The sequence below is a fragment of the Mesorhizobium sp. CA6 genome (assembly GCF_020165035.1).
GTDB lineage: Bacteria > Pseudomonadota > Alphaproteobacteria > Rhizobiales > Rhizobiaceae > Mesorhizobium.
The window spans coordinates 251,537-278,300 of sequence record NZ_JAIUHI010000010.1 but is presented as its reverse complement, the minus strand read 5'-3'; the positions used below and the strand labels follow the sequence as shown (position 1 = coordinate 278,300).

Annotated in this window: 24 protein-coding genes and 1 tRNA gene; 18 read left to right on the top strand and 7 right to left on the bottom strand. The window is 62.8% G+C overall.

The genetic code is table 11. The features are described from left to right. Positions 1-288: 288 nt before the first annotated feature. On the top strand, positions 289-1,182 hold the full coding sequence (locus LB526_RS17615) for an alpha/beta fold hydrolase (protein ID WP_224529781.1): 894 nt from the start codon (positions 289-291) through the stop codon (positions 1,180-1,182). Positions 1,183-1,253: 71 nt separating this feature from the next. Here LB526_RS17615 and LB526_RS17610 read toward each other — a convergent pair whose 3' ends face one another. Then, a complete protein-coding gene (locus LB526_RS17610; protein ID WP_224529784.1) occupies positions 1,254-2,327 on the bottom strand; it encodes a tyrosine-type recombinase/integrase in 1,074 nt (357 codons plus the stop codon). Between the two features lie 234 nt (positions 2,328-2,561). After that, positions 2,562-3,728 (bottom strand): porin, encoded by a 1,167-nt coding sequence (locus LB526_RS17605; protein WP_224529786.1) that lies wholly within the window; start codon positions 3,726-3,728, stop codon positions 2,562-2,564. Between the two features lie 443 nt (positions 3,729-4,171). Here LB526_RS17605 and LB526_RS17600 point away from each other — a divergent pair. From LB526_RS17600 to LB526_RS17590, 3 genes are all read left to right on the top strand, one after another. After that, positions 4,172-4,262, top strand: a tRNA-Ser gene (locus LB526_RS17600). 223 nt (positions 4,263-4,485) lie between these two features. Further along, complete coding sequence (locus LB526_RS17595) at positions 4,486-4,728, top strand: GIY-YIG nuclease family protein (RefSeq protein ID WP_224530027.1); 243 nt, start codon at positions 4,486-4,488, stop codon at positions 4,726-4,728. A 99-nt stretch (positions 4,729-4,827) separates the two neighbouring features. Then, the gene (locus tag LB526_RS17590) at positions 4,828-6,021 is read left to right on the top strand and encodes a porin (protein WP_224529788.1); all 1,194 of its coding nucleotides are present in this window, start codon (positions 4,828-4,830) and stop codon (positions 6,019-6,021) included. 194 nt (positions 6,022-6,215) lie between these two features. On the opposite strand, the gene LB526_RS17585 is transcribed toward LB526_RS17590, so the two are convergent. Then, on the bottom strand, positions 6,216-7,892 hold the full coding sequence (locus LB526_RS17585) for a tetratricopeptide repeat-containing sulfotransferase family protein (protein WP_224529790.1): 1,677 nt from the start codon (positions 7,890-7,892) through the stop codon (positions 6,216-6,218). Between the two features lie 231 nt (positions 7,893-8,123). Between LB526_RS17585 and LB526_RS17580 the strand changes: the two genes are divergently transcribed. From LB526_RS17580 to LB526_RS17550, 7 genes are all read left to right on the top strand, one after another. Continuing rightward, on the top strand, positions 8,124-9,236 hold the full coding sequence (locus tag LB526_RS17580; protein ID WP_224628852.1) for a pyridoxal phosphate-dependent aminotransferase: 1,113 nt from the start codon (positions 8,124-8,126) through the stop codon (positions 9,234-9,236). Positions 9,237-9,447: 211 nt separating this feature from the next. Further along, positions 9,448-9,729 carry an acylphosphatase gene (locus tag LB526_RS17575; RefSeq protein WP_224529801.1) on the top strand — a complete coding sequence of 94 codons (282 nt, stop codon included), beginning with the start codon at positions 9,448-9,450 and terminating at the stop codon, positions 9,727-9,729. A 119-nt stretch (positions 9,730-9,848) separates the two neighbouring features. Then, entirely contained in the window at positions 9,849-10,496 is a 648-nt protein-coding gene (locus LB526_RS17570) for a TetR/AcrR family transcriptional regulator (protein WP_224529803.1), read from the top strand. 42 nt (positions 10,497-10,538) lie between these two features. Further along, positions 10,539-11,702: an isovaleryl-CoA dehydrogenase gene (locus LB526_RS17565; protein ID WP_224529804.1), complete on the top strand. Its 1,164-nt coding sequence runs from the start codon at positions 10,539-10,541 to the stop codon at positions 11,700-11,702. Position 11,703: 1 nt separating this feature from the next. Beyond that, the gene (locus tag LB526_RS17560; protein WP_224529807.1) at positions 11,704-13,311 is read left to right on the top strand and encodes a carboxyl transferase domain-containing protein; all 1,608 of its coding nucleotides are present in this window, start codon (positions 11,704-11,706) and stop codon (positions 13,309-13,311) included. A gap of 2 nt (positions 13,312-13,313) precedes the next feature. Continuing rightward, positions 13,314-13,844: an O-acetyl-ADP-ribose deacetylase gene (locus LB526_RS17555; protein ID WP_224529809.1), complete on the top strand. Its 531-nt coding sequence runs from the start codon at positions 13,314-13,316 to the stop codon at positions 13,842-13,844. Between the two features lie 103 nt (positions 13,845-13,947). Continuing rightward, positions 13,948-15,912 (top strand): acetyl/propionyl/methylcrotonyl-CoA carboxylase subunit alpha, encoded by a 1,965-nt coding sequence (locus LB526_RS17550; RefSeq protein WP_224529812.1) that lies wholly within the window; start codon positions 13,948-13,950, stop codon positions 15,910-15,912. Between the two features lie 139 nt (positions 15,913-16,051). On the opposite strand, the gene LB526_RS17545 is transcribed toward LB526_RS17550, so the two are convergent. Continuing rightward, positions 16,052-17,173, bottom strand: coding sequence for an ABC transporter substrate-binding protein (locus LB526_RS17545; protein WP_224628850.1), 1,122 nt, complete (start codon positions 17,171-17,173; stop codon positions 16,052-16,054). Positions 17,174-17,539: 366 nt separating this feature from the next. Beyond that, positions 17,540-17,806, bottom strand: coding sequence for a sel1 repeat family protein (locus LB526_RS17540; RefSeq protein ID WP_027164869.1), 267 nt, complete (start codon positions 17,804-17,806; stop codon positions 17,540-17,542). A 436-nt stretch (positions 17,807-18,242) separates the two neighbouring features. Between LB526_RS17540 and LB526_RS17535 the strand changes: the two genes are divergently transcribed. The 5 genes from LB526_RS17535 (at position 18,243) to LB526_RS17520 (ending at position 22,203) form a co-directional block, all read left to right on the top strand. Then, the gene (locus LB526_RS17535) at positions 18,243-18,584 is read left to right on the top strand and encodes a DUF2147 domain-containing protein (protein ID WP_224529817.1); all 342 of its coding nucleotides are present in this window, start codon (positions 18,243-18,245) and stop codon (positions 18,582-18,584) included. Between the two features lie 294 nt (positions 18,585-18,878). Next, positions 18,879-19,013, top strand: a complete 135-nt coding sequence (locus LB526_RS29635) for a hypothetical protein (protein WP_263483293.1) — start codon at positions 18,879-18,881, stop codon at positions 19,011-19,013. A 56-nt stretch (positions 19,014-19,069) separates the two neighbouring features. After that, a complete protein-coding gene (locus tag LB526_RS17530; protein WP_095766908.1) occupies positions 19,070-19,264 on the top strand; it encodes a hypothetical protein in 195 nt (64 codons plus the stop codon). A 340-nt stretch (positions 19,265-19,604) separates the two neighbouring features. Then, positions 19,605-21,065, top strand: a complete 1,461-nt coding sequence (locus tag LB526_RS17525; RefSeq protein WP_224628869.1) for an AMP nucleosidase — start codon at positions 19,605-19,607, stop codon at positions 21,063-21,065. A 100-nt stretch (positions 21,066-21,165) separates the two neighbouring features. Then, the gene (locus LB526_RS17520) at positions 21,166-22,203 is read left to right on the top strand and encodes an endonuclease/exonuclease/phosphatase family protein (protein ID WP_224628849.1); all 1,038 of its coding nucleotides are present in this window, start codon (positions 21,166-21,168) and stop codon (positions 22,201-22,203) included. Positions 22,204-22,234: 31 nt separating this feature from the next. On the opposite strand, the gene LB526_RS17515 is transcribed toward LB526_RS17520, so the two are convergent. Together LB526_RS17515 and LB526_RS17510 are read right to left on the bottom strand one after the other, a co-directional pair. Next, a complete protein-coding gene (locus LB526_RS17515) occupies positions 22,235-22,831 on the bottom strand; it encodes a DUF922 domain-containing protein (RefSeq protein ID WP_224628840.1) in 597 nt (198 codons plus the stop codon). Positions 22,832-22,965: 134 nt separating this feature from the next. Then, entirely contained in the window at positions 22,966-24,645 is a 1,680-nt protein-coding gene (locus LB526_RS17510; RefSeq protein ID WP_224628834.1) for an electron transfer flavoprotein-ubiquinone oxidoreductase, read from the bottom strand. Positions 24,646-24,896: 251 nt separating this feature from the next. Between LB526_RS17510 and LB526_RS17505 the strand changes: the two genes are divergently transcribed. After that, positions 24,897-25,535 carry a hypothetical protein gene (locus tag LB526_RS17505; RefSeq protein WP_224628832.1) on the top strand — a complete coding sequence of 213 codons (639 nt, stop codon included), beginning with the start codon at positions 24,897-24,899 and terminating at the stop codon, positions 25,533-25,535. A 202-nt stretch (positions 25,536-25,737) separates the two neighbouring features. Then, the gene (locus LB526_RS17500; RefSeq protein ID WP_224628829.1) at positions 25,738-26,664 is read left to right on the top strand and encodes a uracil-DNA glycosylase family protein; all 927 of its coding nucleotides are present in this window, start codon (positions 25,738-25,740) and stop codon (positions 26,662-26,664) included. Positions 26,665-26,764: the final 100 nt, after the last annotated feature.

Below are 26,764 nucleotides of genomic sequence, written 5' to 3'. Positions count from 1 at the left end.
ACTCGATCGACCATCGCGAATCCCTCCTCGCCGGATATCCGCATGGAATCACCGATCCGATTCTGTGCAAAGCCCTTCTTGTGGGAGAAGGTGGATCGGCGCGTCGCGCCGAGACGGATGAGGGGTGTTCCAGCGGAGTGAGGCGTCGGTGTTCCCTGGAACACCCCTCATCCGACCTCGCTTCGCGAGGCCACCTTCCCCCACAAGGGGAGAAGGAAGAACTCCCATTTGACGATCCCTGCCCTCGCCTGTAGCTGTCGATCACCCCTAGCGAGGAGCGGCATTGCGATGGCGAGCGGCGAAGGTTTCTCCGACTTCTTCTACGCCGCGCCAGACGGCCTGAAACTCCACGCCCAGATTTATGGCGAAGCGAATGCCGGCAGCTGGCCGGTCGTCTGCCTGCCCGGACTCACCCGTAACGCCCGCGATTTCCACGAACTGGCACTCCACCTCTCAAGCAAGGCGGAAAGGCCGCGAAAAGTCCTCGCCTTTGACTATCGCGGGCGCGGACAATCCGACCACGACCCGGATATCGGCCACTATAATGTCGGCGTCGAAGCCGGCGATGTCCTTGCCGGATTGTCGGCGCTCGGCATCGAGCAGGCCGCCTTCGTCGGCACGTCGCGGGGCGGCCTGATCATCCATGTGCTCGGCGCATTGAAGCCCGCCGTGCTGAAAGCCATCGTGCTCAACGACATCGGCCCGGTAATCGAGGCAGCGGGCCTGGCTCATATCCGCTCCTATCTCGACCCGGCGCCGAGACCGAAGACATTCGCCGAGGCGGTGGATGCTCAGCGCAGCGTGCATGGCGCCGATTTCCCGGCGCTCACCGACGCCGACTGGCTGCGGATGGTCCGGGCAATCTGCCGCGAGACGGAGGCCGGCTGGCTGCCGGATTTCGATCCGGCGCTGGTCGGGACACTGGCCGGCGTCGATTTCAGCAAGCCGTTGCCGGATCTGTGGCCGCAGTTCGACGCTTTAGCCACCGTGCCGCTGCTTGCCATTCGCGGCGGCAATTCAAAACTATTATCCGCTGCGACCGTCGAGGAGATGGGAAGGCGGCATCCCGGCATGGAAACGATCACCGTCGAAGGTCAGGGACACGCGCCCTTTCTGGAAACCGGCACTCTGCCGCGGGAGATTGCGGATTTCCTTGATCGGGCAGAGCGCAAATCAAAATAAAGTAAAGCCCGAGACTAACTCAATCTCGGGCTTGTCGATAAAATATAGATTCGCCGACGCGCGCCGCTCGCCTATTTGCCCTTCGAGCTCTTGCGGCGCGCCTTCGCCGGTTCCGATCCGCTCTGCTTCCGAGCCGTCTTGACGGGTGACGGCGCGGTCAACGGAGACGCAAAAACCGAGCTCTCCGCCGGGCGCGGGGCCTCGTCGGTACGCGGCTTCTCCAGAACGACGACGCAGCCATCGAGGTCGTTGGTGGCGAGATGCGCGTAACGCATGGTCATCGACAGCGTCTGGTGGCCGAGCCACATCTGCACGCGCCTTATATCGATGCCGCCCTGAACGAGGCGGGAGGCGCAGGTGTGGCGCAGGATATGCGGCACCACCTGTTCATCGGCGCCAAGACCGACTTCCGCTTTCGCTTCGTTCCAGATGGCGCGGTACTGCGCCTGCGTCAGTTTGGTGAAGGGACCTTTCGGCCGGCGCCCTTCCGTGTTTGGCGGCAGCTTGATCACCTCCTTGACCCGCTCGGTCATCGGAATGGTGCGGCTGCGGCCCGATTTGGTGATCCAGAAGGAAACGCGGTGCTCCTGAATGTCGTTCCAGATCAGGCCGAGCGCCTCGCCGAGGCGGCAGCCGGTATCGACCAGAAAGACGGAGAGCCTGTAGGCGTCCTCGCTGCGGCTTCTGATCGCCGCGAACAGCCTCGCTTCTTCGTCCCTCTCGAGGAAACGAATCCGTCCCGCACGCTCCTTCTGGCGGCGAAACTCGGGCAGGCTGTGGATATCTCCCATCTTATGAGCCTTGCGCAGCAGCTTGCTGAGTGCAGCCATCTTGCGATTGATGGTTGCGTTGCTGTTCCCGCGCTGGCGCAAGGTACCGATAAGATTGTCCAAGGTGTTCTGGTCGAAGGTGCTGAAACGTTCTCCGAGAAGGATCTCGTCTATTTCACCGATGAACGAGCTGACATTGTATTTATGCCGCCCATCATCCCAGAGTATATCCCGGTATGCTGCAAAGAGTTCCCCGATCCTGTACGATTTTACTTCCCGGATCTTGTTGTAGGTGTACCTAAACTTCGAATTCTGAGAAGAAAATACCGCAAATTGACCAGAGGGCTCCCCCTCTTGAATCGCTTCGTTCGACATTTTTAGCCACACCCCCTGTGGTTAAGCTTTCAGCCCTAACCGTTCGGAGATGTCCTTTCAAGAGTTTTCGAATCTCGCGGCCGACCACATCCGCCAGTGGCGGATCCCACAAAGTCGCTCCACAGACCCGATCAGCTTACCGTTTTCACCCCCATCCTTTCGTTTGGCCTATCGCGAAAACAAAACGGCCCGAGCGTACGCTCGGGCCGGATTTCCCTTGTAGCAGTCCAGCCCTTAGAAGGAGCGCTGGAAGCGAAGCATGCCGCCGACGCTGTTCTTCTTGTCAGCGTTGGTCCAGTTGAGTCTGTCGGTACCGGTGCCGAAATCGTCGAACCTGCCAGCGTGCAAGTAGTCGACTTCGGCCGTAATCGTCAGGCCGGGCACGATGTCGTAAGCGACGTTCGCGGCGATACCGAGATTCTTCCACTCGTCATACGACGCCTGAAGGTTGAACGAGGTCTTCTCGTTGAACTTGTAGGTGCCGCCGCCCCAGACTGCCCAGTTGCCGCCCCACTGCTTGTAGAAGCCGCGGCCACCGGCCGGGATTGCCCAGGTCGCGTCGCTGAGGTTGTCATCGGTGCCGTAGCCAGCCATGATGAACAGCGAGAGCGCGTCGGTGGCGTTCACGTCCAAGCGAACCTTGCCGGCCACTTCCTCGTAGTTGCTGTCGTAGGCCACGACGCCGGTGATGGCGCCCCAGCCCTGCGTCCACTTCACGCCGCCGACGACGTGCGGAACATAGCTGTCGATGGTGCCGACGAGGCCCTGGCCTTCTTCCAGCGAGACCACCGCCGAGAAGCCGTTGCCGGCGTCGAAGTAGTACTGGACGACGTTGGTGTCGAAATCGCCGTAGGGAACGAGCGTATCCTGGATGACGTTGCCGGCATAGCCGATGAACGTGTTGAAGGCCGATTCGTCCTTACCGACGCGGAGACCACCGAGCTGGATCCAGGCGAAGTTCAGCGAAACGCCCTTATTGTGGGCGAAATTGGTGTCCCCATTGGTGCGGTAGCCGTAGTCGTTGTGATTGCCGAAGTTGAAGCGGGTCTCGGTGTAGGTCTTCAACGTGCCGAGCTCGGTCTCCTGGCCCGTCCAGGTCTTCAGCGTGAAGCGGGCCTGCTTGTAGAACGTGTCCTGCTGGTCGCCATCCTCATGATCGAACGCCTTCGCGCCGTCGAACGAGCCGACGTCGCCGATGCCGATGTCGTAACGGACATAGCCGCCGATGCGCAGGCAGGTTTCGGTGCCGGGGATGTAGAAGTAGCCCGAGCCGTACACGTCGCAGATCTTGACGTATTCAGCCGGTTCCGGCTCGGCGACGGTCACCGCGTCGGCGGCGCGGGCGCCCGAAACTGCGATCAGGGCCGCAGCTGAGCCGAGAAGAAGGCTCTTGATGTTCATTTTCTGACCTCCAGTCAAAAGTTAAAAAACGGGTCTGGGTATTTTTTGCTGAAGGACAGCGTTCCCTGCCCCATCCCCACTTACCGAAAAAGATGCGCACCGCGCCGCTCCTTCGAACGTGACCTTTACCCAGGCGGCGGCGGGGTTCAACCACGATCGTATCGGCGAAAGCCCTATCCGGACTCTATCCCCGGACGTTGTTGCACAAATGACACGATTTGGCCTCACTCCGAAAGTTCTCATTAACCAATAAGGCCTTGCAGCCGGTCGAATCCGGCGATGGACGGCCGAAATTGCGGTGCCAGTCCCGAGTCGCCGGGCAGGGAATCGCCATGGAATCGCCGCATGGCTCCGCCCGCCGAGCTGCACCATGCCGAATTTTCGGCGATTATGGCGCCGGCTTGTTGATTGTGCCGGCGCTTTTCTTTATCCAGCGGCGCGACGGAGAGGTGGCCGAGTGGTCGAAGGCGCTCCCCTGCTAAGGGAGTAGAGGTCAAAAGCTTCTCGTGGGTTCGAATCCCATCCTCTCCGCCATCCTGCTTCGCGCTACGCGCTTCGCAGGACAAGCCCCAACAGTTCGCGCGAAGCAGGATGGCGGAGAGGATGCCCTCCGAAGCCTTGGCGTAGGAGGGCCGGTTCGTTCGGCATGCGCTACGCGCTACGCACCATCCAACGAATCCCGCGCAAATATAGGATTGGCAGTACCCCAGGCGCGAAGCAGGATGTCCTCCGAAGCCGCAGCGAAAGGGGCCGAGCTCTGTGGTACGTGTATCTTCTGGAAAGCGAGGCTTCGGAAGGCGAGCGCTATATCGGCGTGACATCCGACCTGAAGCGACGGATGGCCGAGCACAATGCTGGGAAGTCCAGTCACACTTCCAAGTTTCTCCCGTGGCGAATCGTGACCTACTTGGCCTTTTCGAGCCAGGCGAAGGCGGCTTCATTCGAGCGCTATCTCAAATCCGGATCCGGCCACGCGTTCGCCAGCAAACGCCTTTGGTAGAATTCACCAGAGCAAAAAAGTAGCAATAACAAAGCACTGGCGTTGATGGCGGTCGAATGAAGTCGACTCTTCCGTTCGATTCTGACTGGAGGTCAGAAAATGAACATCAAGAGCCTTCTTCTCGGCTCAGCTGCGGCCCTGATCGCAGTTTCGGGCGCCCGCGCCGCCGACGCGGTGACCGTCGCCGAGCCGGAACCGGCTGAATACGTCAAGATCTGCGACGTGTACGGCTCGGGCTACTTCTATATCCCCGGCACCGAGACCTGCCTGCGCATCGGCGGCTATGTCCGTTACGACATCGGCCTCGGAGACGTCGGCTCGTTCGACGGAGCGAAGAACGTCGACCACCAGGACGGCGACATCCACAGCACCTGGTACAAGAACACCCGCTTCACGCTGAAGACGTGGACGGGCCAGGAGACCGAGCTCGGCACGTTGAAGACCTACACCGAGACCCGCTTCAACTTCGGCAACAACAATCGCGGCGCCTCCGTTTCACGCACCGGTGGTGGCGCCATCACCGGCTTCACCGACAATCCTGCGGGCAACAAAGGCGTCACGCTGAACTTCGCCTGGATCCAGCTCGGTGGTCTGCGCGTCGGTAAGGACGAATCGGCCTTCGACACGTTCATCGGCTATGCCGGCAATGTCATCCAGGATACGCTGGTCCCCTATGGCGACTTCGACACCAACGTCGTCCAGTATTACTTCGACGCCGGCAACGGCTTCTCGGCCGTGGTCTCGCTCGAAGAAGGGGAAGGCACTGTCGGGACCATTGACAGCTATGTTCCGCATGTCGTCGGCGGTGTGAAGTGGACGCAGGGCTGGGGCGCCATCACCGGCGTCGTGGCCTACGACAGCAACTACGAGGAAGTCGCCGGCAAGGTCCGCTTGGACGTCAACGTCACCAATGAACTGTCGCTGTTCGGCATGTTCGGCTACGGCAGCGACAACAATCTGAGCGACCCGACCAATGTCATCGACGCCCGCGGTCGCGGCTTCTACAAGATCTGGGGCGGCAACTGGGCATTCTGGGCCGGCGGCACCTACAAGTTCAACGAGAAGACCTCGTTCAACCTCCAGGTGTCGGGTGACGAGGACAAGAACTACGGCGTGGCGGCGAACGTCGCCTACGACATCGTTCCCGGCTTCACGGTCACCGCCGAAGTCGACTACGATCACTTTGGCAAGTTTGACCAGTGGAACGCCGATCCCACCTCGACCGTCAACTTCACCGGTGCGGACAAGAAGAACAGCGTCGGCGGCCTGCTCCGCTTCCAGCGTTCGTTCTAACAGGCATTGCCTGATCGAAATCGATAACCCGGCGGGCAACCGCCGGGTTTTTCTTTCTCCCTTCCAGCACCCCGGCACCGTTTGCACAAAGCGCTGCATTCGGCGCGATCGCCGGAATTGCACACGCTATTAGGAGGCTTAGGCCCGAGCAATCAGCGGATGGAGTGCTATGGCTCGACGCGAATTGCTACTGATCAAACCTCAGCTAGATCTCCCAACGCGTCGATCAGCGGCTGGATCTCGCTCTCGTAGTTCTTCCATCGCTTGACGGATGACTTATAAATCGGCTGGCGAACCTGCCAAAGGCTGTAAGTATTTACCGAGCGATCCTTGTCAAAAAAGCGCAGGCAGGCATCGTCCCAAGGCAGCCCGAGATAATCGATGAGGCGTCGCGACTGCGCCTCTTGGTTTTCAATCAAAGTCTCGTAACGGTTCTCGAATATGCGACCCGGAAAAACCTTGTTCCAATGCCGCATCAGGCGGTCATACTCTCTGTAGTAAAGTCCTAATGTCCGAAGATCAGCGCTGTAGTTGTGCGCTTCATTGAACTGCAGGACAAAGCATGAGACGCAATTGTCGATGGCATCGCGCCGGCAATGAATGATGCGCGCGTTCGGAAAGAGGATGCCGATCAGCCCGATCAGTTCGAAATTGTGGGGCATCTTGTCGACGATTCGAAGCGAATCGGGAGCCCGCTCGCGCAGATAGGCAAGATGCTCTGCTGCTAGCGTCTCGGTCAGTTCGGGGGTAATCGTCGCGATCGATTTGCCGAGGTCTGTGTCGGAGTTGCCTTTGAGACCGATCCCATTGGCCATTCTGCTGAGCTTGCTGAGCTCGCCGGCACCGTGAACACCAGGATGGCTGGCACAGATCTGCTCGGTCAGCGTCGTACCCGAGCGAGGCATGCCGACAACGAATACAGGCACCTCCGAGGGATTGCCATGAGCGGCCATTGAAGCCACCAGCTCCGGTGTGAAGGTTTCGATCATGACATCGACCCAGCGACGGTAGTTTTCCAGATCGAATTTATGGCCCCCGGCTTGATTTCCCTTCTTGAAGTGATCCATCGCCTCCCTGTAGCGACGGAGGTCGTTAAGCAGCTTCCCTGCAGCGTGATGGAGTGCCGCCGCTCCTTCCGCTCCATGGGCCGGGTCTCGAAGCTCCGCTAGAATTGCCGCGAGCTCCGGCGGCTCTTCCGTGAATTTACGCGTCTGCACCAATGCACTGTAGGCAGCCGGTACCGCGATCCGCCGCTCTATCGCCTCTTTCAAATGAACCGCGGCTTCGTCCATACGGCCGAGGCTTGCGAGCGCGCGGGGCAACCCCAACCGGGCCAGAGGATGATCCCGGTCGATCTTGAGTGCCTTCTCAAACAGCGGCAGCGCCATTTCTCCCTTGTCAAATGAGTTGTAGGCATCGCCCAAGGCGCAAAGAGCTTCCACAAGGTCAGGCTTCAACGCCAAGGCCTGCTGAATGTGCCTGATTGCCGGCGTAAATTCGCTGAGCTTCAGATAGGTTTCGCCAAGGCTAAGGTGGTAGTAGGGATTTCGTGGCTCCTCTGCGACCGCCCGCGCGAAATACCGCAAGGCCTTCTCGTTATCGTATCCGAGTCCGAGAGTTCCCAGGATATAGAATGCCAGCGGATGGTTTGGCGTTCTTGCCAGAACCTTGAGACAGAGTTCCTCGGCCTCCGGCAATTGCTCGGCTTTTTGCAGCTCTAGCGCCCGCCGCAACAGCATATCGTCCGCATGCGCTCGCGATGGACCGGCCTGCGTCTTGGCTTTCGGCAGCGCAGCGTTCGGCGGCAGCGCTTTAGCCGAGGGTTGCGTCTTGAGATGCTTTGCCCAAGCGGGCGGCAATCGGTTGCTCATCCTGCCTCGCTAGCAAAAGCGGCAGGCAGAATCCAGCGAGACGTCGTCCGCATCGAACTCGAGGCCAACAGCAGCGCCTGCCGCTGCGTCCACCAGCCCCATGCAAGCGGCAAACCTCGCAAGAGCTGACGCCGGCTGCCGGTCAAGCCAGTCAATTTCAGCTTGCCATCCAACTTGCACCCTTCCCCCGCTCACGCTAGCAAGAACGCCATTTCCACGCGAGCCTGTGCCATGCTTCGTCGCCCTTCCCTCACGCCAATCATCGGCGCGCTTCCCACAACGGTGCCGTTCGTTGGCCCGGAGGCGCAGGAGCGCGAGCGGGGGCGGCCGTTCCGGGCCCGCATCGGCGCCAATGAAAGCAGCTTCGGGCCTTCGCCGCGCGTCATAGCCCGCATGGAGAGCGTTGCCCGCGACCAGTGGATGTATTGCGACCCCGACAATTACGAGCTGAAGGTGGCGGCCGCCGCGCATCACGGCGTGGCGATCGAAAACGTGGTCGTGGGCGAAGGCATCGACGGCCTGCTCGGCGTGGTGGCGCGCATGTATGTCGGCCCCGGCGATGCGGTGGTCACCTCGCTTGGCGCCTACCCGACCTTCAATTTTCATATCGCCGGGGTCGGCGGCCGCTTGGTCACGGTCCCCTATGCCAATGACAAGGAGGACCTGGATGGTCTTCTCGCCAAGGTCGCGAGCGAAAAGGCGCCGCTGGTCTATCTTTCGAACCCCGACAATCCGATGGGAAGCTGGTGGGAGGCGCCGGATGTCGTGCGCTTCATCGAAGCGCTGCCGGAAACCACCATGCTGGTGCTCGACGAGGCCTATGGCGAGCTGGGACCGGCCTCGGCGCTGCCGGCGATCGATGTCGCACGGCCGAACGTCATTCGCATGCGCACTTTCTCCAAGGCTTACGGCCTGGCCGGCATACGCTGCGGCTACGCGGTGGCGGAGGCGGAGGTGATCCGCGACTTCGAGAAGATCCGCAACCATTATGGCGTCAGCCGCATGGCGCAGGTCGCCGGCCTCGAGGCGCTTGTCGACCAGCATTACCTGCGCTCGGTCGTGACGCGGGTGGCGGCAGGCCGTGAGCGTATTTCAGCCATTGCCAGGCAGAACGGCCTGAAGCCGTTGCCGTCTGCGACCAATTTCGTCACCATCGACTGCGGCCGCGATGGCGCCTTCGCGCTGAAGGTGATGCAGAACCTTTTGTCGCGCGACGTGTTCATCCGCAAGCCGATGGCGCCAGTGCTCGACCGCTGCATCCGGGTCAGCGTCGGCCTCGACCATGAGCTCGACATCTTCGCCGAGGAATTGCCGGGCGCCTTGGCGTCGGCGCGAGGGAACTAGGATGTGTTGATATTCAGGTGATGCCAGCCTGCAAATGCTGGTTTTCTGCGCTTCCGGTGCTCACGGACCCGAGTCCGCTCCGCTCCGGTTCTCGAAAGCCACCATTTTCGGCTTGGCCTGACCTGAATCTCAACACACCCTAGCCCAAACCCCTGTTGCCTTTGCCCTTTGCTGTGCCAGATTCCGCCAAGCGCAACGCGGAGCACAGGCAATGCAAGGCGAACATAGAATCGTTCGGGCGCGCGTTTCCGGTACGGTTCAAGGTGTGAGTTACCGCGTCTGGGCGCGCGCAGAAGCAATACGTCTCGGGCTGACGGGTTGGGTGCGCAACGAGCGTGACGGCTCGGTCAGCGCGCTGATCGCCGGCGACGATGGTGCTGTCACGGCGATGATCGAACGCCTGTGGCAAGGGCCGCGGGGCGCGCTCGTCTCGAATGTCGAGGTCGAGGAGGCGGCCGAAGCGGCGCCCGTCGATTTCAGAATCATCGAGTAGGCCAGGTAGCTTCCCCTGAAGGGAAGGGCAATCGCATATGGCTTTGGACAGCCGTACCCTCGAAGGGAAAGGCTTGAATTAATTGAACGTTCGTTTTATTATTGCTGCCAGAGGCAAATATGGCACGCACCACAGGTTCCGACGGGGAGAAAACCGAAGCGGCCGTTCGCGAGGCGGCGGTCAGCCTGATCGCGCGTCTCGGCTACGAGGCGATGTCGATGCGGCAGCTGGCGGCCGAGGTCGGCGTGCAGGCGGCAGCGCTCTATCGCTACTTCCCGACCAAGGAAGATCTGCTTTTCACCTTGATGCGAGAGCATATGGAAGGCCTGCTCGAGGCTTGGGAAGCGGCGCGACCGGCGAGCGTCGATCCGGTGGACCGGCTCACCGCCTATGTCGAAAACCACATCGCTTTCCACATCGGGCGGCGTCACGCCACCCATGTCTCCAACATGGAATTGCGCAGCCTTTCGCATGAAAGGCTGACGCAGATCCTCAAAATGCGCACGGCCTATGAGAAGGAACTGCGCACGATCCTGCGCGACGGCGCCGAGGTTGGTGTCTTTCAGGTCGACGACACCGGGCTCACTGCCATGGCGCTGATCCAGATGATGACCGGCGTCATCGTCTGGTTCCGGCCGGGCGAGCGGCTGTCGATCGCCGAAGTCACGGCATCATATCTTTCGATGACAATGCGCCTGGTCGGCGCGACAATCAGCCATGGCACCGCGCGTCCCTCGGCGCGCGCCAGGGACGCCGTGGCACTCTGATACGGCGCGATCTCCGCGAAGACCCGCGCAGGGAGGAACGGCATGTACACGAATACGCTGAACTTCGGACTGGATCCCGACATCGAGGCGCTGCGCGACACGGTGAGGCGCTTCGCCCAGGACAGGATCGCGCCGATCGCGGCCGAGATCGACCGTTGCAACGAATTTCCCGCGCATCTTTGGGGCGAGCTCGGCGCGCTCGGCCTGCTCGGCATCACCGCCGATCCGGACTTCGGCGGCAGCGGCATGGGCTATCTCGCGCATGTCGTCGCGATGGAGGAGATTTCGCGCGCGTCCGCCTCGGTCGGCCTCTCCTACGGCGCGCACTCGAACCTCTGCGTCAACCAGATCAACCGCTGGGCCACCCCGGCGCAGAAAGAGAAGTACCTGCCTGCCCTTTGCTCGGGCGAAACTGTGGGCGCGCTGGCGATGTCGGAACCAGGCGCCGGCTCGGACGTGGTGTCGCTCCGGTTGCGCGCCGAAAAGCGCAACGACCGCTACGTGCTCAACGGCTCGAAAATGTGGATCACCAACGGTCCTGACGCCGGGACGATGGTGGTCTATGCCAAGACCGATCCGGAACGCCATGCGCGCGGCATCACGGCTTTCATCGTCGAGAAGACGATGGCCGGCTTTTCGGTGGCGCAAAAACTCGACAAGCTCGGCATGCGCGGTTCCAACACCGGCGAGCTCGTGTTCGAGGATGTCGAGGTGCCGTTCGAGAACGTGCTGCATGAGGAAGGGCGCGGCGTCGAGGTGCTGATGTCGGGGCTCGACTACGAGCGCGCGGTGCTGTCCGGGGGCCCGATCGGGCTGATGGCGGCCTGCCTCGACGTCGCTGTGCCTTACGTGCATGAGCGCAAGCAGTTCGGCCAGCCGATCGGCACGTTCCAGCTGGTGCAGGGCAAGCTTGCCGACATGTACTCGACGATGAACGCCGCGCGGGCCTACGTGTACGCGGTGGCGGCCGCCTGCGACCGCGGCGAGACCTCGCGCAAGGACGCCGCCGGCTGCGTGCTGTTCGCCGCCGAGAAAGCGACGCAGATGGCGCTCGACGCTATCCAGCTGCTCGGCGGCAACGGCTACATTAACGACTATCCGACGGGCCGGCTGCTGCGCGACGCCAAGCTCTACGAGATCGGCGCCGGCACCAGCGAGATCCGCCGCTGGCTAATCGGTCGCGAGATCATGGCGGAGGGGGTTTAACGTGGCCACACTGCAAACTCAAATTTCCCCCTCCTCCGACACGTTTCGCGCCAATGCGGAGCGCATGCGCGCACTGGTCGCCGACATCGCCGAGAAGGCGGCAAGCGTCGAGCGCGGCGGCTCGGACGAAGCCCGCGAACGCCACGTCTCACGCGGCAAGCTGTTGCCGCGCGAGCGGCTGGCGCAACTGCTCGACACCGGCTCGCCCTTCCTCGAGGTCGGGCAGTTCGCGGCATGGTCGATGTATGGCGAGGACATTTCCTCGGCCGGCATCATCACCGGCGTCGGCCGCGTCGAGGGCACCGAAGTCATGGTCGTCGTCAACGACGCCACTGTGAAGGGCGGCACCTATTATCCGCTGACGGTGAAGAAGCATCTCAGGGCGCAGGAGATCGCGCTGCAGAACAACCTGCCTTGCGTCTATCTGGTCGACAGCGGCGGCGCCAACCTGCCCAACCAGGACGAGGTGTTTCCCGACCGCGAGCATTTCGGCCGCATCTTCTACAACCAAGCCAACATGTCGGCCGCCGGCATCCCGCAGATCGCCTGCGTCATGGGTTCCTGCACGGCGGGCGGCGCCTATGTGCCGGCGATGTCGGACGAGACGATCATGGTGCGCAACCAGGCGACCATTTTTCTCGGCGGCCCGCCGCTGGTGAAGGCCGCCACCGGAGAAGATGTCAGCGCCGAGGAGCTCGGCGGCGCCGATGTCCACACCAGGCTCTCCGGGGTGGCCGACCACTATGCGATGGACGATGAACACGCCTTGGCCATTTGCCGGCGCATCGTCAAGAACCTGAATCGGAACAAGGCTCTAAAGCTCAATCTGCAGAAACCGGTGCCGCCGCGTCATGACCCGAGCGAACTTTACGGCATCGTGCCGACGGACCTGCGCCAGCCTTATGACGTGCGCGAGGTGATTGCCCGACTCGTTGACGGCTCGGAGTTCGACGAGTTCAAGCAAAACTATGGCACCACGTTGGTTACTGGTTTTGCCCATCTGCACGGCATGCTGGTCGGCATCATCGGCAACAACGGCGTGCTGTTTTCCGAAAGCGCGCTGAAGGGGGCGCATTTCATCGAGCTTTGCTGCCAGCGCGGCATTCCGTTGGTCTTCCTGCAGAACATCACCGGCTTCATGGTCGGGCGAAAATACGAGGCCGGCGGCATCGCCAAGGACGGCGCCAAGCTGGTGATGGCGGTCGCCACCGCAAAGGTGCCGAAGCTCACGGTGATCATCGGCGGCTCGTTCGGCGCCGGCAATTACGGCATGTGCGGCCGCGCCTATTCGCCTCGCTTCCTATGGATGTGGCCGAACGCGCGCATCTCGGTGATGGGTGGCGAGCAGGCGGCGACGGTGCTTGCCATGGTCAAGCGCGAGGGCATCGAGCGCAAGGGCGGTGAATGGAGCGCCGAGGAGGAGGCGAAGTTCAGGAAGCCGATCCTGATGAAATACGAGCATGAGGGTCATCCGCTCTATTCCTCGGCCAGGCTCTGGGACGACGGTATCATCGATCCGGCCAAGACCCGCGACGTGCTGGCGCTGAGCCTCTCGGCAGCGCTCAATGCGGAGACAGAGGCGACGAAATTCGGCGTGTTCAGGATGTGACGATGAGCGCTCTCGGCGACAGGATCCGTATCCACACCGGCGACATAACCATGCTCGCGGTCGACGCGATCGTCAATGCCGCCAATTCCTCGCTGCTGGGCGGCGGCGGCGTCGACGGCGCCATCCATCGCGCGGCCGGGCCGGAGCTGCTTGCCGAGTGCCGCACGCTTCACGGCTGCAAGACCGGCGACGCCAAGCTGACCAAGGGCTATCGGCTGCCGGCGCGCTATGTCATCCACACGGTCGGTCCGGTCTGGCGAGGCGGCGGCCAGGGCGAAGCCGAGCTGCTCGCCTCCTGCTACCGGCGCTCGCTCGAAATCGCGCTCGGCCATGATTGTCGAACCATCGCTTTCCCGGCGATCTCGACCGGCATCTATGGCTATCCGAAAGACCAGGCGACGGAGATCGCTGTTGGTGCCGTAAGCGCCTTCCTGAGGCAAAATGCGCTGCCGGATACGGTTACTTTCTGCTGCTTCGACGAGCAGACGGCGGAGTTATATCGGCAGGCCGTTGCGGCCATTGGGGAGAGCTGATCTTGGAGCAAAAGGCTCAGTACAGGCAAATTCAGATGATCAGCTGGAGGGGCGCGAAGGTATGCCGTCGTCGCCCGAGACACACCCTGGCTGCGGAGGTTCCATGTTCGGCAAGATCCTGATCGCCAATCGCGGCGAGATCGCCTGCCGCGTCATCCGAACCGCCCGCAGGCTCGGTGTGCGCACCGTCGCCGTCTATTCGGACGCGGATGCCCGCGCGCTCCATGTCGAGATGGCCGACGAGGCCGTGCATATCGGCCCCTCGCCCGTCGGCGAAAGCTATCTGCGCGGCGACAGGATCGTGGCGGCGGCGCTCGCCACCGGCGCCGAGGCCATCCATCCCGGCTACGGCTTCCTGTCGGAAAACCCCGATTTCGTCGATCAGGCGACGGCGGCAGGCCTTGTCTTCATCGGTCCTTCCGCCGCCTCGATCCGCGCCATGGGATTGAAGGACGCCGCCAAGCGGCTGATGGAAAAGGCCGGCGTGCCGGTGGTGCCGGGTTATCACGGCGAAGCGCAGGAAATTGTGCTGCTTGCGTCCAAGGCGCGCGAGATCGGCTACCCGGTGCTGATCAAGGCGCGCGCCGGCGGCGGCGGCAAGGGCATGCGGCGCGTCGAGCACCCCGACGATTTCTCGGAGGCGCTTTCCAGCGCGCGTCGCGAGGCGAAGGCGGCGTTCGGCGACGATCGCGTGCTGGTGGAAAAATATGTCGACAAGCCGCGTCACATCGAAGTGCAGGTGTTCGGCGATAATTTCGGCAACGCCGTGCATCTTTTCGAACGCGATTGCTCGGCGCAACGCCGCCATCAGAAGGTGATCGAGGAGGCGCCCGCCCCCGGCATGACGCCGGCGCTGCGCAAGGCAATGACGGAGGCGGCCATGAAGGCTGCCAAGGCGATCAATTATTCGGGCGCCGGCACGATCGAGTTCATCGTCGATGCCTCCCAGGGGCTCAAGGCCGACCGCTTCTGGTTCATGGAGATGAATACCCGACTGCAGGTCGAGCATCCCGTCACCGAGATGGTCACCGGCGTCGATCTCGTCGAATGGCAGCTTCGCGTCGCGTCCGGCGAAACGCTGCCGAAGATGCAGAATGAGATCGCTTTGTCCGGCCACGCTTTCGAGGCCCGCCTCTATGCCGAGGACGCCGCGAGAGGGTTCCTGCCGGCGACCGGCACGCTGCATCATCTCAAATTCCCCGACGCGGCGCCGGAAGGTGCCGCGATACGCATCGAGACCGGCGTGCGCGCCGGGGATGCGATCTCTCCCTTCTATGATCCGATGATCGCGAAGCTGGTAGCGCACGGCAAGGATCGGGCGTCGGCGCTCGGCACGCTGCGCGAGATGCTGGCGCGGACGGAAGTGGCCGGCTCGACCGTCAACACCGCCTTCCTGGCGGCGCTCGCTGCCGACGCCGATTTCGCTGCCGGCGATCTCGATACCGGGCTGATCGGCCGGCACCAGGCGGCGCTCACCGCCATTCCCCCGCCGAGCGACGAGACGATCGCAGCCGCGGCGCTGGCGGCGGCGGATACCGCCGTGCCCGCTTCCGCCGCCGATCCCTGGTCCACGCTTTCCAGCTATGCCCATTTCCACCCGCTCTCGCGCCGCACCCGCTTGCGCTATGGCGAGGAGAACATCCTGGCGCGGGTTTCGGCACGCTCGGACGGCCGCTTCCAGGTGGCGCTGGAGGCACCGCACGATGCGGTGAACACGCATGATTTGAGGACCATGCCGCATGCGGCCCGCTGGCCAGGCCATGTCACCGTCTTCGAGGGCGCGGTCGGCTATACGTTCACGGTCCCCGATCCGCTCGCCAAGGCCGACGAGGCGGGAGCTGCCTCAGGCAGCCTGCGCGCGCCGATGCCGGGGCTGGTCAAGCTGGTGCGCGCCGCAACGGGCGATGCCGTGATCAAGGGCCAGCCGCTTCTGATCCTCGAAGCGATGAAGATGGAGCACATGATCGCCGCCCCGCATGACGGCGTGATCGCCGAGATCGCGGCCGAGGGCGCTCAGGTCAGCGACGGCACTGTGCTGGTGCGGTTCGCGGAGAATGGGCAGGGCTGAAGCGGCTGTTCGAGTTGTCTCGTTAACGAGACAAAATAATTAGATATGGCGGGACAGCCTCCCCTGCACGTCAATGCCGCAGCACAAACGGAAATGGCCGGGCTCGTCCCGGCCATTTCCTTGATTCTTGCAGAACCGATTACGGCTTGATCGGCGCGTATTTGCCGTCGTGCCATTGGTTGATGTCGTAGCTGGCGTTCTTCAGATCGCCCTTCTCGTCGAAGATGACGTCGCCGACCACGGTGCTGATCGGTTTGCCGTCCTTGAGCGCCTCCGCGACCTTGGCCGGATCGTCGGTGCCGGCGCGCTTGACGCCTTCGGCCACAGCCTGGATCACGGCATAGGAGAACAGCGTGAAGCCCTCGGGCGTGAAGCCGCCGGCCTTGATCTTGGCGACCGCGTCCTTCGCTTCAGGCTTGGCCTGCGGGTCCGACGGGAAGACGAACATGGTGCCTTCACCGGCCGGGCCGGCAACCTGCCAGAATTCCGGCGAAGCGATCGAGTCCGGCATGATCAGCTGGAACTTGACGTTCTGCTCGGCCGCCTGGCGCAGGATCAGACCCGCCTCGGGGTGATAGCCGCCGAAATAGACGACGTCGGCCTTCAGTTCCTTCAGCTTGGTGACGAGGGCCGAATAGTCCTTCTCGCCGGCATTGATGCCTTCGTAGTCGACTTCCTTGAGACCGCCGGCATTCATCGTCGCCTTCACGGCGTCGGCAACGCCCTGGCCGTAGGCGCTCTTGTCGTGCAGGACGACAACGTTCTTGCCGGCGTATTTCTTGGCGATCCAGGGGCCGATGAAGGCGCCCTGCGCGTCGTCACGCGTGTAGAGGCGCATGATGGTCGGCCAGCCGGCCTTGGCGGCGGCGTCGGTCAGCACCGGGTTGGACGAGGCGGGGCTCATCATCAGCGTGCCGGCTTCGGCATAGACGGCCGAGGCCGGAATGCTGGAGCCCGAGCAGGCATGGCCGTCGACGAATTTGACGCCGTTGGCGACGATGCGGTTGGCGACCGAGACCGCCTGCTTGGGATCGCACTGGTCGTCCTCGATGTCGAGCTTTATCTGGGAGCCGTTGACGCCGCCAGCCGCATTGATAGCATCGGCGGCGGCCTGCGCGCCCTGCTTGAACTGGTCACCGATGGTGGCGAGCTGGCCGGTCATGGGGCCCACCACCGAAATGGTGATGTCGTCGGCGAAGGCAACCGGGGTGCTCATCATCAGGCCAAAAGCGGCCGCGCTCAAAATACCCAATGTTTTCATAACTATAAGAACTCCTCCACTTGCGCGTGCCGATCCGGCCGCGCTTCTTCCACAGAGCCGGGACAATTTCACCCTTCGCCGAAACTGTCGAGAGGACAGTGAGGCCGGCTTTGGTTCATTCCGACGAGGATTTCTTGGGCCACGCGCCTGATTGCCAGGCGTAATGCAAAAAGCCGCGCCGACCTTGTTTCGGTCGGTCACGGCTTTTGCAGTCGAGCTCCCCAGACGCCCCCGCGCCTGAAACCCGCTCGCTTCCCTGTTTTTGCGTGGCTTCGGTTGTCTCAACCCGCCACGTTCTCGTTCTTCTTGACCGGCCGTCTTTTCGCGGCCTTGTCCCGATGAGCTCTGAGCGCTACGCGCTGAGGATCAGTGCATCGTCATCCATTCGCGGGCTTCGCGCAGCGCCGTGGCGATCTCGACTTTCGACATAGTGGCCGACAGTTCCGAGCGCAGCTCGGCGGCGCGGGCCGAGCCCTTGATCGCGGCGATGTTGAACCATTTGTGGGCGGCAACGACATCGGTCTCGCAATCGCGGCCCGTCGCATACATCATGCCCAGTTCGAAAAGAATGTCGGCCTGGGCAGTTGCCCCCATGGCGCCGAAGCCGTCTTCAAGCATTTCAAAGCGTGCCATTTCAATCCCCTGTCAGGCTCCCGAGAGCTGCCTCCTTTTCCCTTGGTGTCCCTCGGGGCGAGCCGCTCTTTCGATGCTTTCGAGGATGACGGCTGGCCTTGAATCCGTCGTTAAATGGCTTGCTTAATTTGAGGAAAACAAAGCTAAAACAAGAGGTAAACGCGGAAAACCGTTAAGCATGGGAATCCAGCGTTTCAGCCATTTTGCGTCAAATTCGATGAAAATAGTCGGCGGCGGAATCAAGACTTCGCTAACCACGGAAACCGAAGCGTTTTTCGATCGCGTTTGTTTTCAGTCGGCTGCGCGGCGAAAATCCTTGCAACCTTCCGTCGCGGCACCGCTTTCGTTTTGGCGGCGGCTGGATTAGCTTTACCTTTGCGTAAGGGGCAGGAAGGCGGACTGGAGCCCGCCGCAGCCCCATAGGGAGGTGGACACGATGTTTCGAAAGCTGACTGTGGCCCTGGCGGCCACCTTGATCATGGCGGGCGCCGCATGCGCCGACCCGATCGAAGGCAACTGGAAGACGCAGGCCGGCGACACCGCGGCGATCGGCGGGAGCGGTTCTTTCTCGATCACGCTCAAGACCGGCAAATACGCCGGCAAGACGATCGGCTCGCTGAAGGCGGCCGGCGACAACAAATATGCCGGCAGCATCACCGACCCGGCAAACGACAAGACCTATTCCGGCAAGGCGACGCTCTCGGGCACCGCGCTCAAGATGAGCGGCTGCGTGCTCGGCGGCCTGATCTGCAAGAGCCAGACCTGGCACAAGCTCTGAGCGCCAAACTCCAGACCATATGAGACGGCCAAGGGCGTTTCACCGTTTTTGCGGAACGGTGAAACGCCCTGTTTCTTTGTTTGACGCAATCCCGGACGGAAAACCGCTCACACTTTTCCTGGAATTGCTCTACGCGCGGCCCCCGTTTTCTTTCGGAGCGACAGCGCTCCGCCGCGCTGTGGCACCGGCACGGTGCAAGACTCTCGTCAATCAATTTGAACCGCAGATGAATACCGGTCTCAGAACCGGTTCAGAGGCCGTCAGGCATTTTCTCCCGCATTGAAGGAGAGAGAAATGCTTGCCCGTCGCTTCACCATCGTCTGCCTGCTGATGAGCCTGTTCGGCATGCTCTTCGCCATCCTGGTGGCGGAGGCCGATCATTCGGCCCGCCCTTGGGAACGGCCGGTGCCCGCATTGTCGGCCTCGTGAACCAAATCGAGCGCTGAAACGACAAAGCTTAAGCTAGAAACCGGGATACCACCAAAATGAACCGCATCGCCGACAATGCAACGAAGATCCTCCGGCTGCTGCCGCGGGCGATGCTTATCCTGATGCTGCTGGCAGCCCCGGTGCTGGCGGTGCCGATGATGCGGGCCGATACAAGCCATAGGATCGAGGCGCCGCCGCACAAGAACACCAGCGTAGGCTTCGTGCTGCTGATCAGCCTGCAGCGGGGGTAGGTGTGACGATATTCAGGTGAGGCCGGCCTGCGAAACGCGCCTTCCTGCGCTTCCGGTGCTCACGTACCTTAAGTACGCTCCGCTCCGGCCTTCGCCGGCCGAAGCCCTCATAAATGTCTCCGTCCTATGAAAGCTACGGCCGGCGTAGGCCGGTTCTCGGAATCCACCTTTCTCGACTCGGCCTGACCTGAATCGCGTCCCACCCTGAATCGGAGCGATAACAAAAAATCTCCAGCTGGGTTGCGGTTCCTGTCCGCTCACCCCTCCCAACCGCTCTTCCAAATCTCTATATTGGGCCATGGAAAAGCGAATCTATCCCCAAGCCATCGACTCGGTCGTCATGCCGGAGCCCTTCGGCAAGCAGGACTTCCACGACGCCAGAAAGGCCGTCGCAGCGCTGCAGGCGCTGTACGACCGCAACACCAAATTCCTGCGCGATTCTTTCTCAGCCCTTGCCGCGGGCGGAGATGAAAGCAAGCGCTACCGGGCCTTCTATCCGCAGATCGGCGTCACCACGACCTCATTCAGCCAGGTCGACTCGCGCCAGGCCTATGGCCATATGCCGACGCCCGGCCATTTCGCCACCACGATCACGCAGCCGCAACTGTTCGAGAACTATCTCGTCGAGCAGCTTCGGCTCATCATGCGCAATCACGGCGTGACGGTGACGGTCTCGGAATCGACGACACCCATCCCGCTGCATTTCGCCTTCCTGGAAGGCACCTATGTCGACGGCGCCGCCGCCGAGCGCATCAAACGACCGATCCGCGACCTGTTCGACGTGCCCGATCTCGACGGCACCGACGACCAGATCGCCAACGGCACTTTCGAGGTGGCGTTCGGCGAGCCAAGGCCGCTGGCGCCGTTCACCGCGCAGCGCATCGATTATTCGCTCCACCGCATGACGCATTACACGGCGACCAGCCCGCAGCATTTCCAGAATTTCGTGCTGTTCACCAATTACCAGTTCTACATCGACGAATTCGTGGCGCGGGCTCGCGAACTGATGGAGAGTGGTGGAGGCGGCTACAGTGAATTCGTCGAACCGGGCAATGTCCTGACCAAGGCGGGGGCCGGCTCGCCGAGCGAAGGAACGCCGCCGCACCGCCTGCCCCAGATGCCGGCCTACCACCTGAAGAAGCCGGGCCATGGCGGCATCACCATGGTCAATATCGGCGTCGGCCCGTCCAACGCCAAGACCATCACCGACCATATAGCGGTGCTGAGGCCGCATGCCTGGGTGATGCTTGGCCACTGCGCCGGGCTGCGCAACACGCAGGCGTTGGGCGACTATGTGCTGGCGCATGCCTATGTGCGCGAGGACCATGTGCTCGACGACGACCTGCCGGTCTGGGTGCCGATCCCGCCGCTGGCCGAAATCCAGGTGGCGCTGCAGGAGGCGGTCGCCGAAGTGACCGGCCTGTCGGGCTACGACCTCAAGCGCATCATGCGCACCGGCACCGTCGCCACCATCGACAACCGCAACTGGGAGCTGCGCGACCAGCGTGGACCGGTGCAGCGCCTGTCGCAGTCCCGGGCCATCGCGCTCGACATGGAATCGGCCACCATCGCCGCCAACGGCTTCCGCTTCCGGGTGCCTTACGGGACGCTTCTGTGCGTTTCCGACAAGCCGCTGCATGGCGAACTGAAGCTGCCCGGCATGGCGACCGAGTTCTACAAGCGGCAGGTGGCGCAGCATCTGACCATCGGCATCAAGGCGATGGAGAAGCTGGCCGAAATGCCGATGGAGCGGCTGCATTCGCGCAAGCTCAGAAGCTTTTCCGAAACGGCATTCCAATAACCGAACGCCTGCCAGCGACCGGCGAGGCAATCGGTCGTCTTGCTTGGGCCGCAATTTGGCCGATAACCGGTCCGAACGGAAGACTGGGGCTTCGGAGAAAATGACAACGGGCGGTGCGCGCTTGAGCATGATGGCTCAGCTGATAGTCCTGGCGATGATGGCATGCTCGGCTGCGCTCTTGGCCGGGTTCTTCGGCGCGCTGCATCCGGCCTTCGATTCCTTCTCTCATTTCCGCATGCATCTGAGCCTGCTGACGGCCTTGCTCGCGCTGGCCCTGCTGGCTGGTCCCTACCGGCTGCAGGCCGTCGCCGTGCTGGTCTTCGCCATCGCCTGCTTCGCTACGACGACGGGCGCACTGCCCAGATTGTCGGCGCAGCAGGCGGTCGCAAAGCCGGCCGACCGCATCACCTACAGCCTGTTGCAGATGAACCTGCGCTTCAACAACCCGACGCCGAAGAAGGTGCTGTCGCTGATCGGCAGGACCAACCCGGACGTCATCACGCTCGACGAAGTGTCCGGCATGTGGGCGAAGGAGCTCAGCTATATCGCCGGCGCCTACCCCTATCGTATCCTGTGCGACTACCCCAACGGCATTTTCGGCGTCGCGCTGCTCTCGCGCCGTCCCTTTGCCGCCGGCATCGCCCCGCGTTGCGAGCCGCGCGGCGCGATGGCTACCGCCATGATCGATTTCGGCGGCATTCCGGTCAATGTCGCCGCGATCCATCTCAGCTGGCCGTGGCCGAAGGAGCAATCCTGGCAGATCGGCGAACTGGCGCAACCGCTGGCCGCGCTCGGCGAGACCGCCATCATGGCGGGCGACTGCAATGCCGTGCCGTGGAGCGCGGCGGTGCGACGGGTGGCGCGAATGAGCGGCATGACGCTGATGCCGTCGGCCGGTCCGACCTGGATCCACCGGACGCTGCCCGACGTTCTGCGCCGCTATGCGGGCCTGCCGATCGACCAGGTGTTCAGCAAGGGCGGGGTGACGATCCTTTCGTCGGCCCGGATGGAGGACATCGGCTCCGACCATCTGCCGGTGCTGGTCGAATTCACGCTGCCGACCGACAGCAACGCGCCCGAGGACGAGCACAAATCGGCGCTGGCGGCGAACGACGCGCCGGACAAGCCGCGCAGCTGACGTCCGCTTGGTAGGCGAACGGGCTGGAGCTTCAGTTCTTCCCCATCAATGCATTGACCAGTTTCTCGACATGGCCGCCGTCGCGGTGCTCGCGCGCGTCGAAGGCATTCTGCCTGGCCTCGTAGTCGGCATAGATCGTGTCGATGCGATGCCTGGCGTCCCAGCGAAGACCGGTGCAGAACCAGTTGTCCTGCCGCTCGAGCCCGGCAAGCGCCGTCTCGGTTGCCCGCATCATCTGCTTGGCGATGCGGCCGTGGGTATGCTCATGCTGGCGCACGCCGGCAATGAAACGGTCCCAGCGCTTGCGCAGGACCGGGCCGGACGGCGATGTGAGGCGCGGAAAGGTGTAGGTCAGGTCGATGGTGCCGGTGGCCTGACGCAGCCGGCAGATGCCGTTGTCCCGTTTCACGTCGAGGTTCCAATGCACGGTATAGCCGGTCTCGGCGATGGCGCGCGTGGCATGGCCGTGCCGCGGCCCGAGGCCATCCATCGCCTCGATCAGTTCAGCCCCGGTCCTGCCGGTGACGTCATAGCTGCGCACATGCACGGTCAGCTTGGTGCCAGCCGAGGCCGTCCCGCAAAAAAGCATGCCGGCAGCAGCTAAAATCGCCAGGCTGATGCGCCGCATGTCCGCCTCCTCGTTTGACGCGAAGCAGACCATACTCGGCGCCCGGCTTCAACGGTCTCTGCCGATAAGGCGCGGCTATCCGACCTTCGCCGGGCCTGTTGGAGCGGCGGTCGAGACGGCCCGGTCGGAGCGGCTCACATGCCCTGGTAAACCGGGCCTTCGCCGCCTTGTGGCGGCACCCAGTTGATGTTCCGGTTCGGATCCTTGATGTCGCAGGTCTTGCAGTGCACGCAGTTCTGCGCGTTGATGACGAAGCGCACATCCTTGGCCGACGGGTCAGCTGCGGCGTTGCCGTCCTTGTCCACCCACTCATAAACGCCGGCCGGGCAATAGCGGGTCGAGGGACCGGCAAAGACATCGTGCTCGGAACGCTGCTGCAGCGCCATGTCGCCGACGATCAGGTGCACCGGCTCGTTTTCCTCGTGGTTGGTATTCGACAGGAACACCGAGGAGAGCCGGTCGAAGGTCAAGACGCCATCCGGCTTGGGATAGGCGATCTTCTGATGCTTCGCCGCCGGTTCGAGCGTCGCATAGTCGGCCTTGCCATGCTTCAGCGTACCGAAAGGCGAGAAGCCGAACAGCGTGTTCAGCCACATGTCGAGACCGCCGATGCCGACGCCGACAACGGTGCCGAAGCGCGACCAGAGCGGCTTGACGTTGCGCACCTTCTTCAGGTCCTTGCCGATATCGGTGCCGCGCCAGGCTTCCTCGTAGGAAGCGAGCTCGTCATTGGCGCGGCCGCCGGCAATCGCCCCGGCCACATGCTCGGCCGCCAGCATGCCGGAGAGCACCGCATTGTGCGAGCCCTTGATGCGCGGCACGTTGACGAAGCCTGCCGCGCAACCCATCAGCACGCCGCCGGGGAAGGAAAGCTTCGGCACCGACTGCCAGCCGCCCTCGGTGATGGCGCGTGCGCCGTAGCCGATGCGCTTGGCCCCCTCGAAGGTGCCGGCGATCGCCGGATGGGTCTTGAACCGCTGGAATTCCTCGAAGGGCGACAGATACGGGTTCTTGTAGTTCAGGTGGACGACGAAGCCGACCGCCACCTGGTTGTCCTCGAGATGGTAGAGGAAGGAGCCGCCGCCGGTCTTCATGTCGAGCGGCCAGCCGAAGGAATGCTGTACGAGACCAGGCTTGTGGTTCTCGGGCTTGACCTGCCACAGCTCCTTGAGGCCGATGCCATATTTGCCGGGCTCGCGGCCTTCGGAAAGCTTGTATTTGGCGATGAGCTGCTTGGCCAAAGAGCCCCGCGCACCTTCGCCGATCAGCACATATTTGCCCATCAGCGCCATGCCTGGCGCGTAGGCCGGGCCATGCGTGCCGTCCTTCTCGACGCCCATGTCGCCGGTGATGACGCCGGTGACGGCGCCGGCCTCGTTGTAGACGAGGCTTGCCGCGGCAAAACCCGGATAGATCTCGACGCCCAGCGCCTCGGCCTTGGTCGCGAGCCAGCGGCAGACATTGCCCAGCGAGACGATGTAATTGCCGTGGTTGTTCATCAGCGGCGGCATCAGGAAGTTCGGCAGGCGGAAGGAACCGGCGGGCCCGAGCACCAGGAAATGGTCGTCCGTCACCGGTGTTTTGAACGGATGGCCCTCCTCTTCGCGCCAGCCGGGCAGCAGCCGGTCGATGCCGATCGGGTCGACGACGGCGCCGGAGAGGATATGGGCGCCAACCTCGCCGCCCTTCTCCAGGACGACGACGGAAAGGTCCGGGTTGAGCTGCTTCAGACGGATCGCGGCGGCAAGGCCGGCGGGACCAGCGCCGACGATCACCACGTCGAATTCCATGCTCTCGCGTTCGATTTCGCTCATCGGCCCCTCACTGGCTCGCCATGTTCTCGCATTGTGCTGGCTCATGCGCTGCATAGCGCATCAATTCGCGACGCGAAACCGGCGCTGACGTGACAATGCCGATTTCGACAAAAAGTCGCGGTTTTCCCTACGAAAAGGCAGCAGCGGAGACCATGGCCAAGCATAGGCCAGCGCCACTTGGTTGACAGGCCAGGCGGCGACGGCATGTTTTTAATTGTTCGACGGCTTGGTTATCGGCGATACTTCGCGTCATGCGCAGTCCAGAGCCAGCCGGCTTTTCATCGAAGCGCTTACTCTTCACGCCAGGCATGGCCTGGCGCGCGGTTCTTCCGCTCCTCTTTTTGACCCTTCCGGCGGAAGCCGATCCGGTGAAGGTCTGGGCGACCGGCGCCTATTCCTTCTCCGACGAGCTGGGTGGCTTCCGCATCACGGGGGCGTCTGGCATCGGCACCAAGGAAGACCCGCTGGTCATCAGGGAGGAATTGAACACGGCGACGCCGGTAACGCTGACGATCCGTGCGACCAAGCCGATCGAGCCCTTCGGCAAGGCCGGCGAGGTCGCCAACGGCGTGATGTACATGCGCATCGACGTGCTCAACAACAGCGCGCTGCCCTGGGTGGAGTTCCAGTTCGAGCTGCAGGAAATCCTCGACCAGCCGAGCGTGTTCGGCGACGGCCTGTCCTTCGACCAGCGCAACAAGACGCCCGACAACATCTGGTCGAGCAATTTCGCCGATTTCGACCGCCGGTTCGAACCCTATGACCGGCTGCTGTTCCGCAACGGCAAGATCGACCCGCTGAAGACGGCGACCTTCGATTTCCTGGTCACCGATTATACGCCGCGCTGGACGTTTTACATCGTGCAGGATCCCCGCATACCCACTGGGTGAAAGCATATCGATATTCAGGTGATGCCGGCCTGCAAATGGCGGTTTCCTGCGCTTCCGGTGCTCACGTACGAAAAGTACGCTCCGCTCCGGTTCTCGGAAACCACCATTTTCGACTCGGCCTGACCTGAATCTCGACATGCTCCAATACAGGCGAACGTGGCTTAACCTTGCAAATCGGCGCCGCGCGGACAATGGTGGCGCCATGACTGCCGCCTCCCCCAGCACACCTGCCGAGATCGCCGAACTGCTCGCCTTCTATGCCAGCGCCGGCGTCGACGACGCGCTGGAAGACGCGCCGATCAACCGATTTGCCGAAGCGGCGGCGAAGTCGGCCGAACGCAGGCCTGCCGAGCGGGCGCCAGCCGCACCGCCTCGCGACGCAAGACCCGAGAGCCGCCCGGCATCCGGGCAGGTCCCGGAGCGGCCCCAGGCGTCCGTGCCGGCAACGCCATCATCCGGTCTCGACGCGCGCAATATTCCGGACGCTCCAGCGCGCATACCGGCCGCCACCGTCCCCGACGAGGCGCAGGCGCTGCTTGCCCGGCAACTGGCCGCAAGCGCCTCGACGCTCGAGGAACTGCGCCAGCACATGGCTGCCTTCGACGGCTGCAATCTCAAATTCACGGCCAAGAACCTGGTCTTCGCCGACGGCAATCCGAACGCCGACCTGATGCTGGTCGGCGAAGCGCCGGGCAGAGACGAGGATCTTGAAGGCCTGCCCTTTGTCGGCCGCTCCGGCCGGCTGCTCGACCGCATGCTCGCCGCGATCGGCCTCGACCGCAACTCGGCCTATATCGCCAACGTCATTCCGTGGCGGCCGCCGGGCAACCGCACGCCGACGCCGCACGAGACCGAAATCTGCCGGCCCTTCATCGAAAGGCAGATCGAACTGGTCAATCCCAAGGTGCTGATCAATCTCGGCGGCCCGTCAGCCAAGACGCTGCTCAACACGACCGAGGGCATCCTGCGCCTGCGTGGCAATTGGCGTGTGCACACGACCGCTTCCGGGGTTGCCATCCCGGCGATGCCGACGCTGCACCCGGCCTATCTGCTCAGGACGCCGGCGCACAAGAAACTGGCGTGGCGGGATTTTCTCGAGGTCAAGGCGAAGTTGAGGGGGTTGGCGTGAGCACTTTTTCCTTCTCCCCTTGTGGGAGAAGGTGCCCGAAGGGCGGATGAGGGGTGCTCCAGGGAATGCCAGCGTCTCAGTCCGCTGGAACACCCCTCAT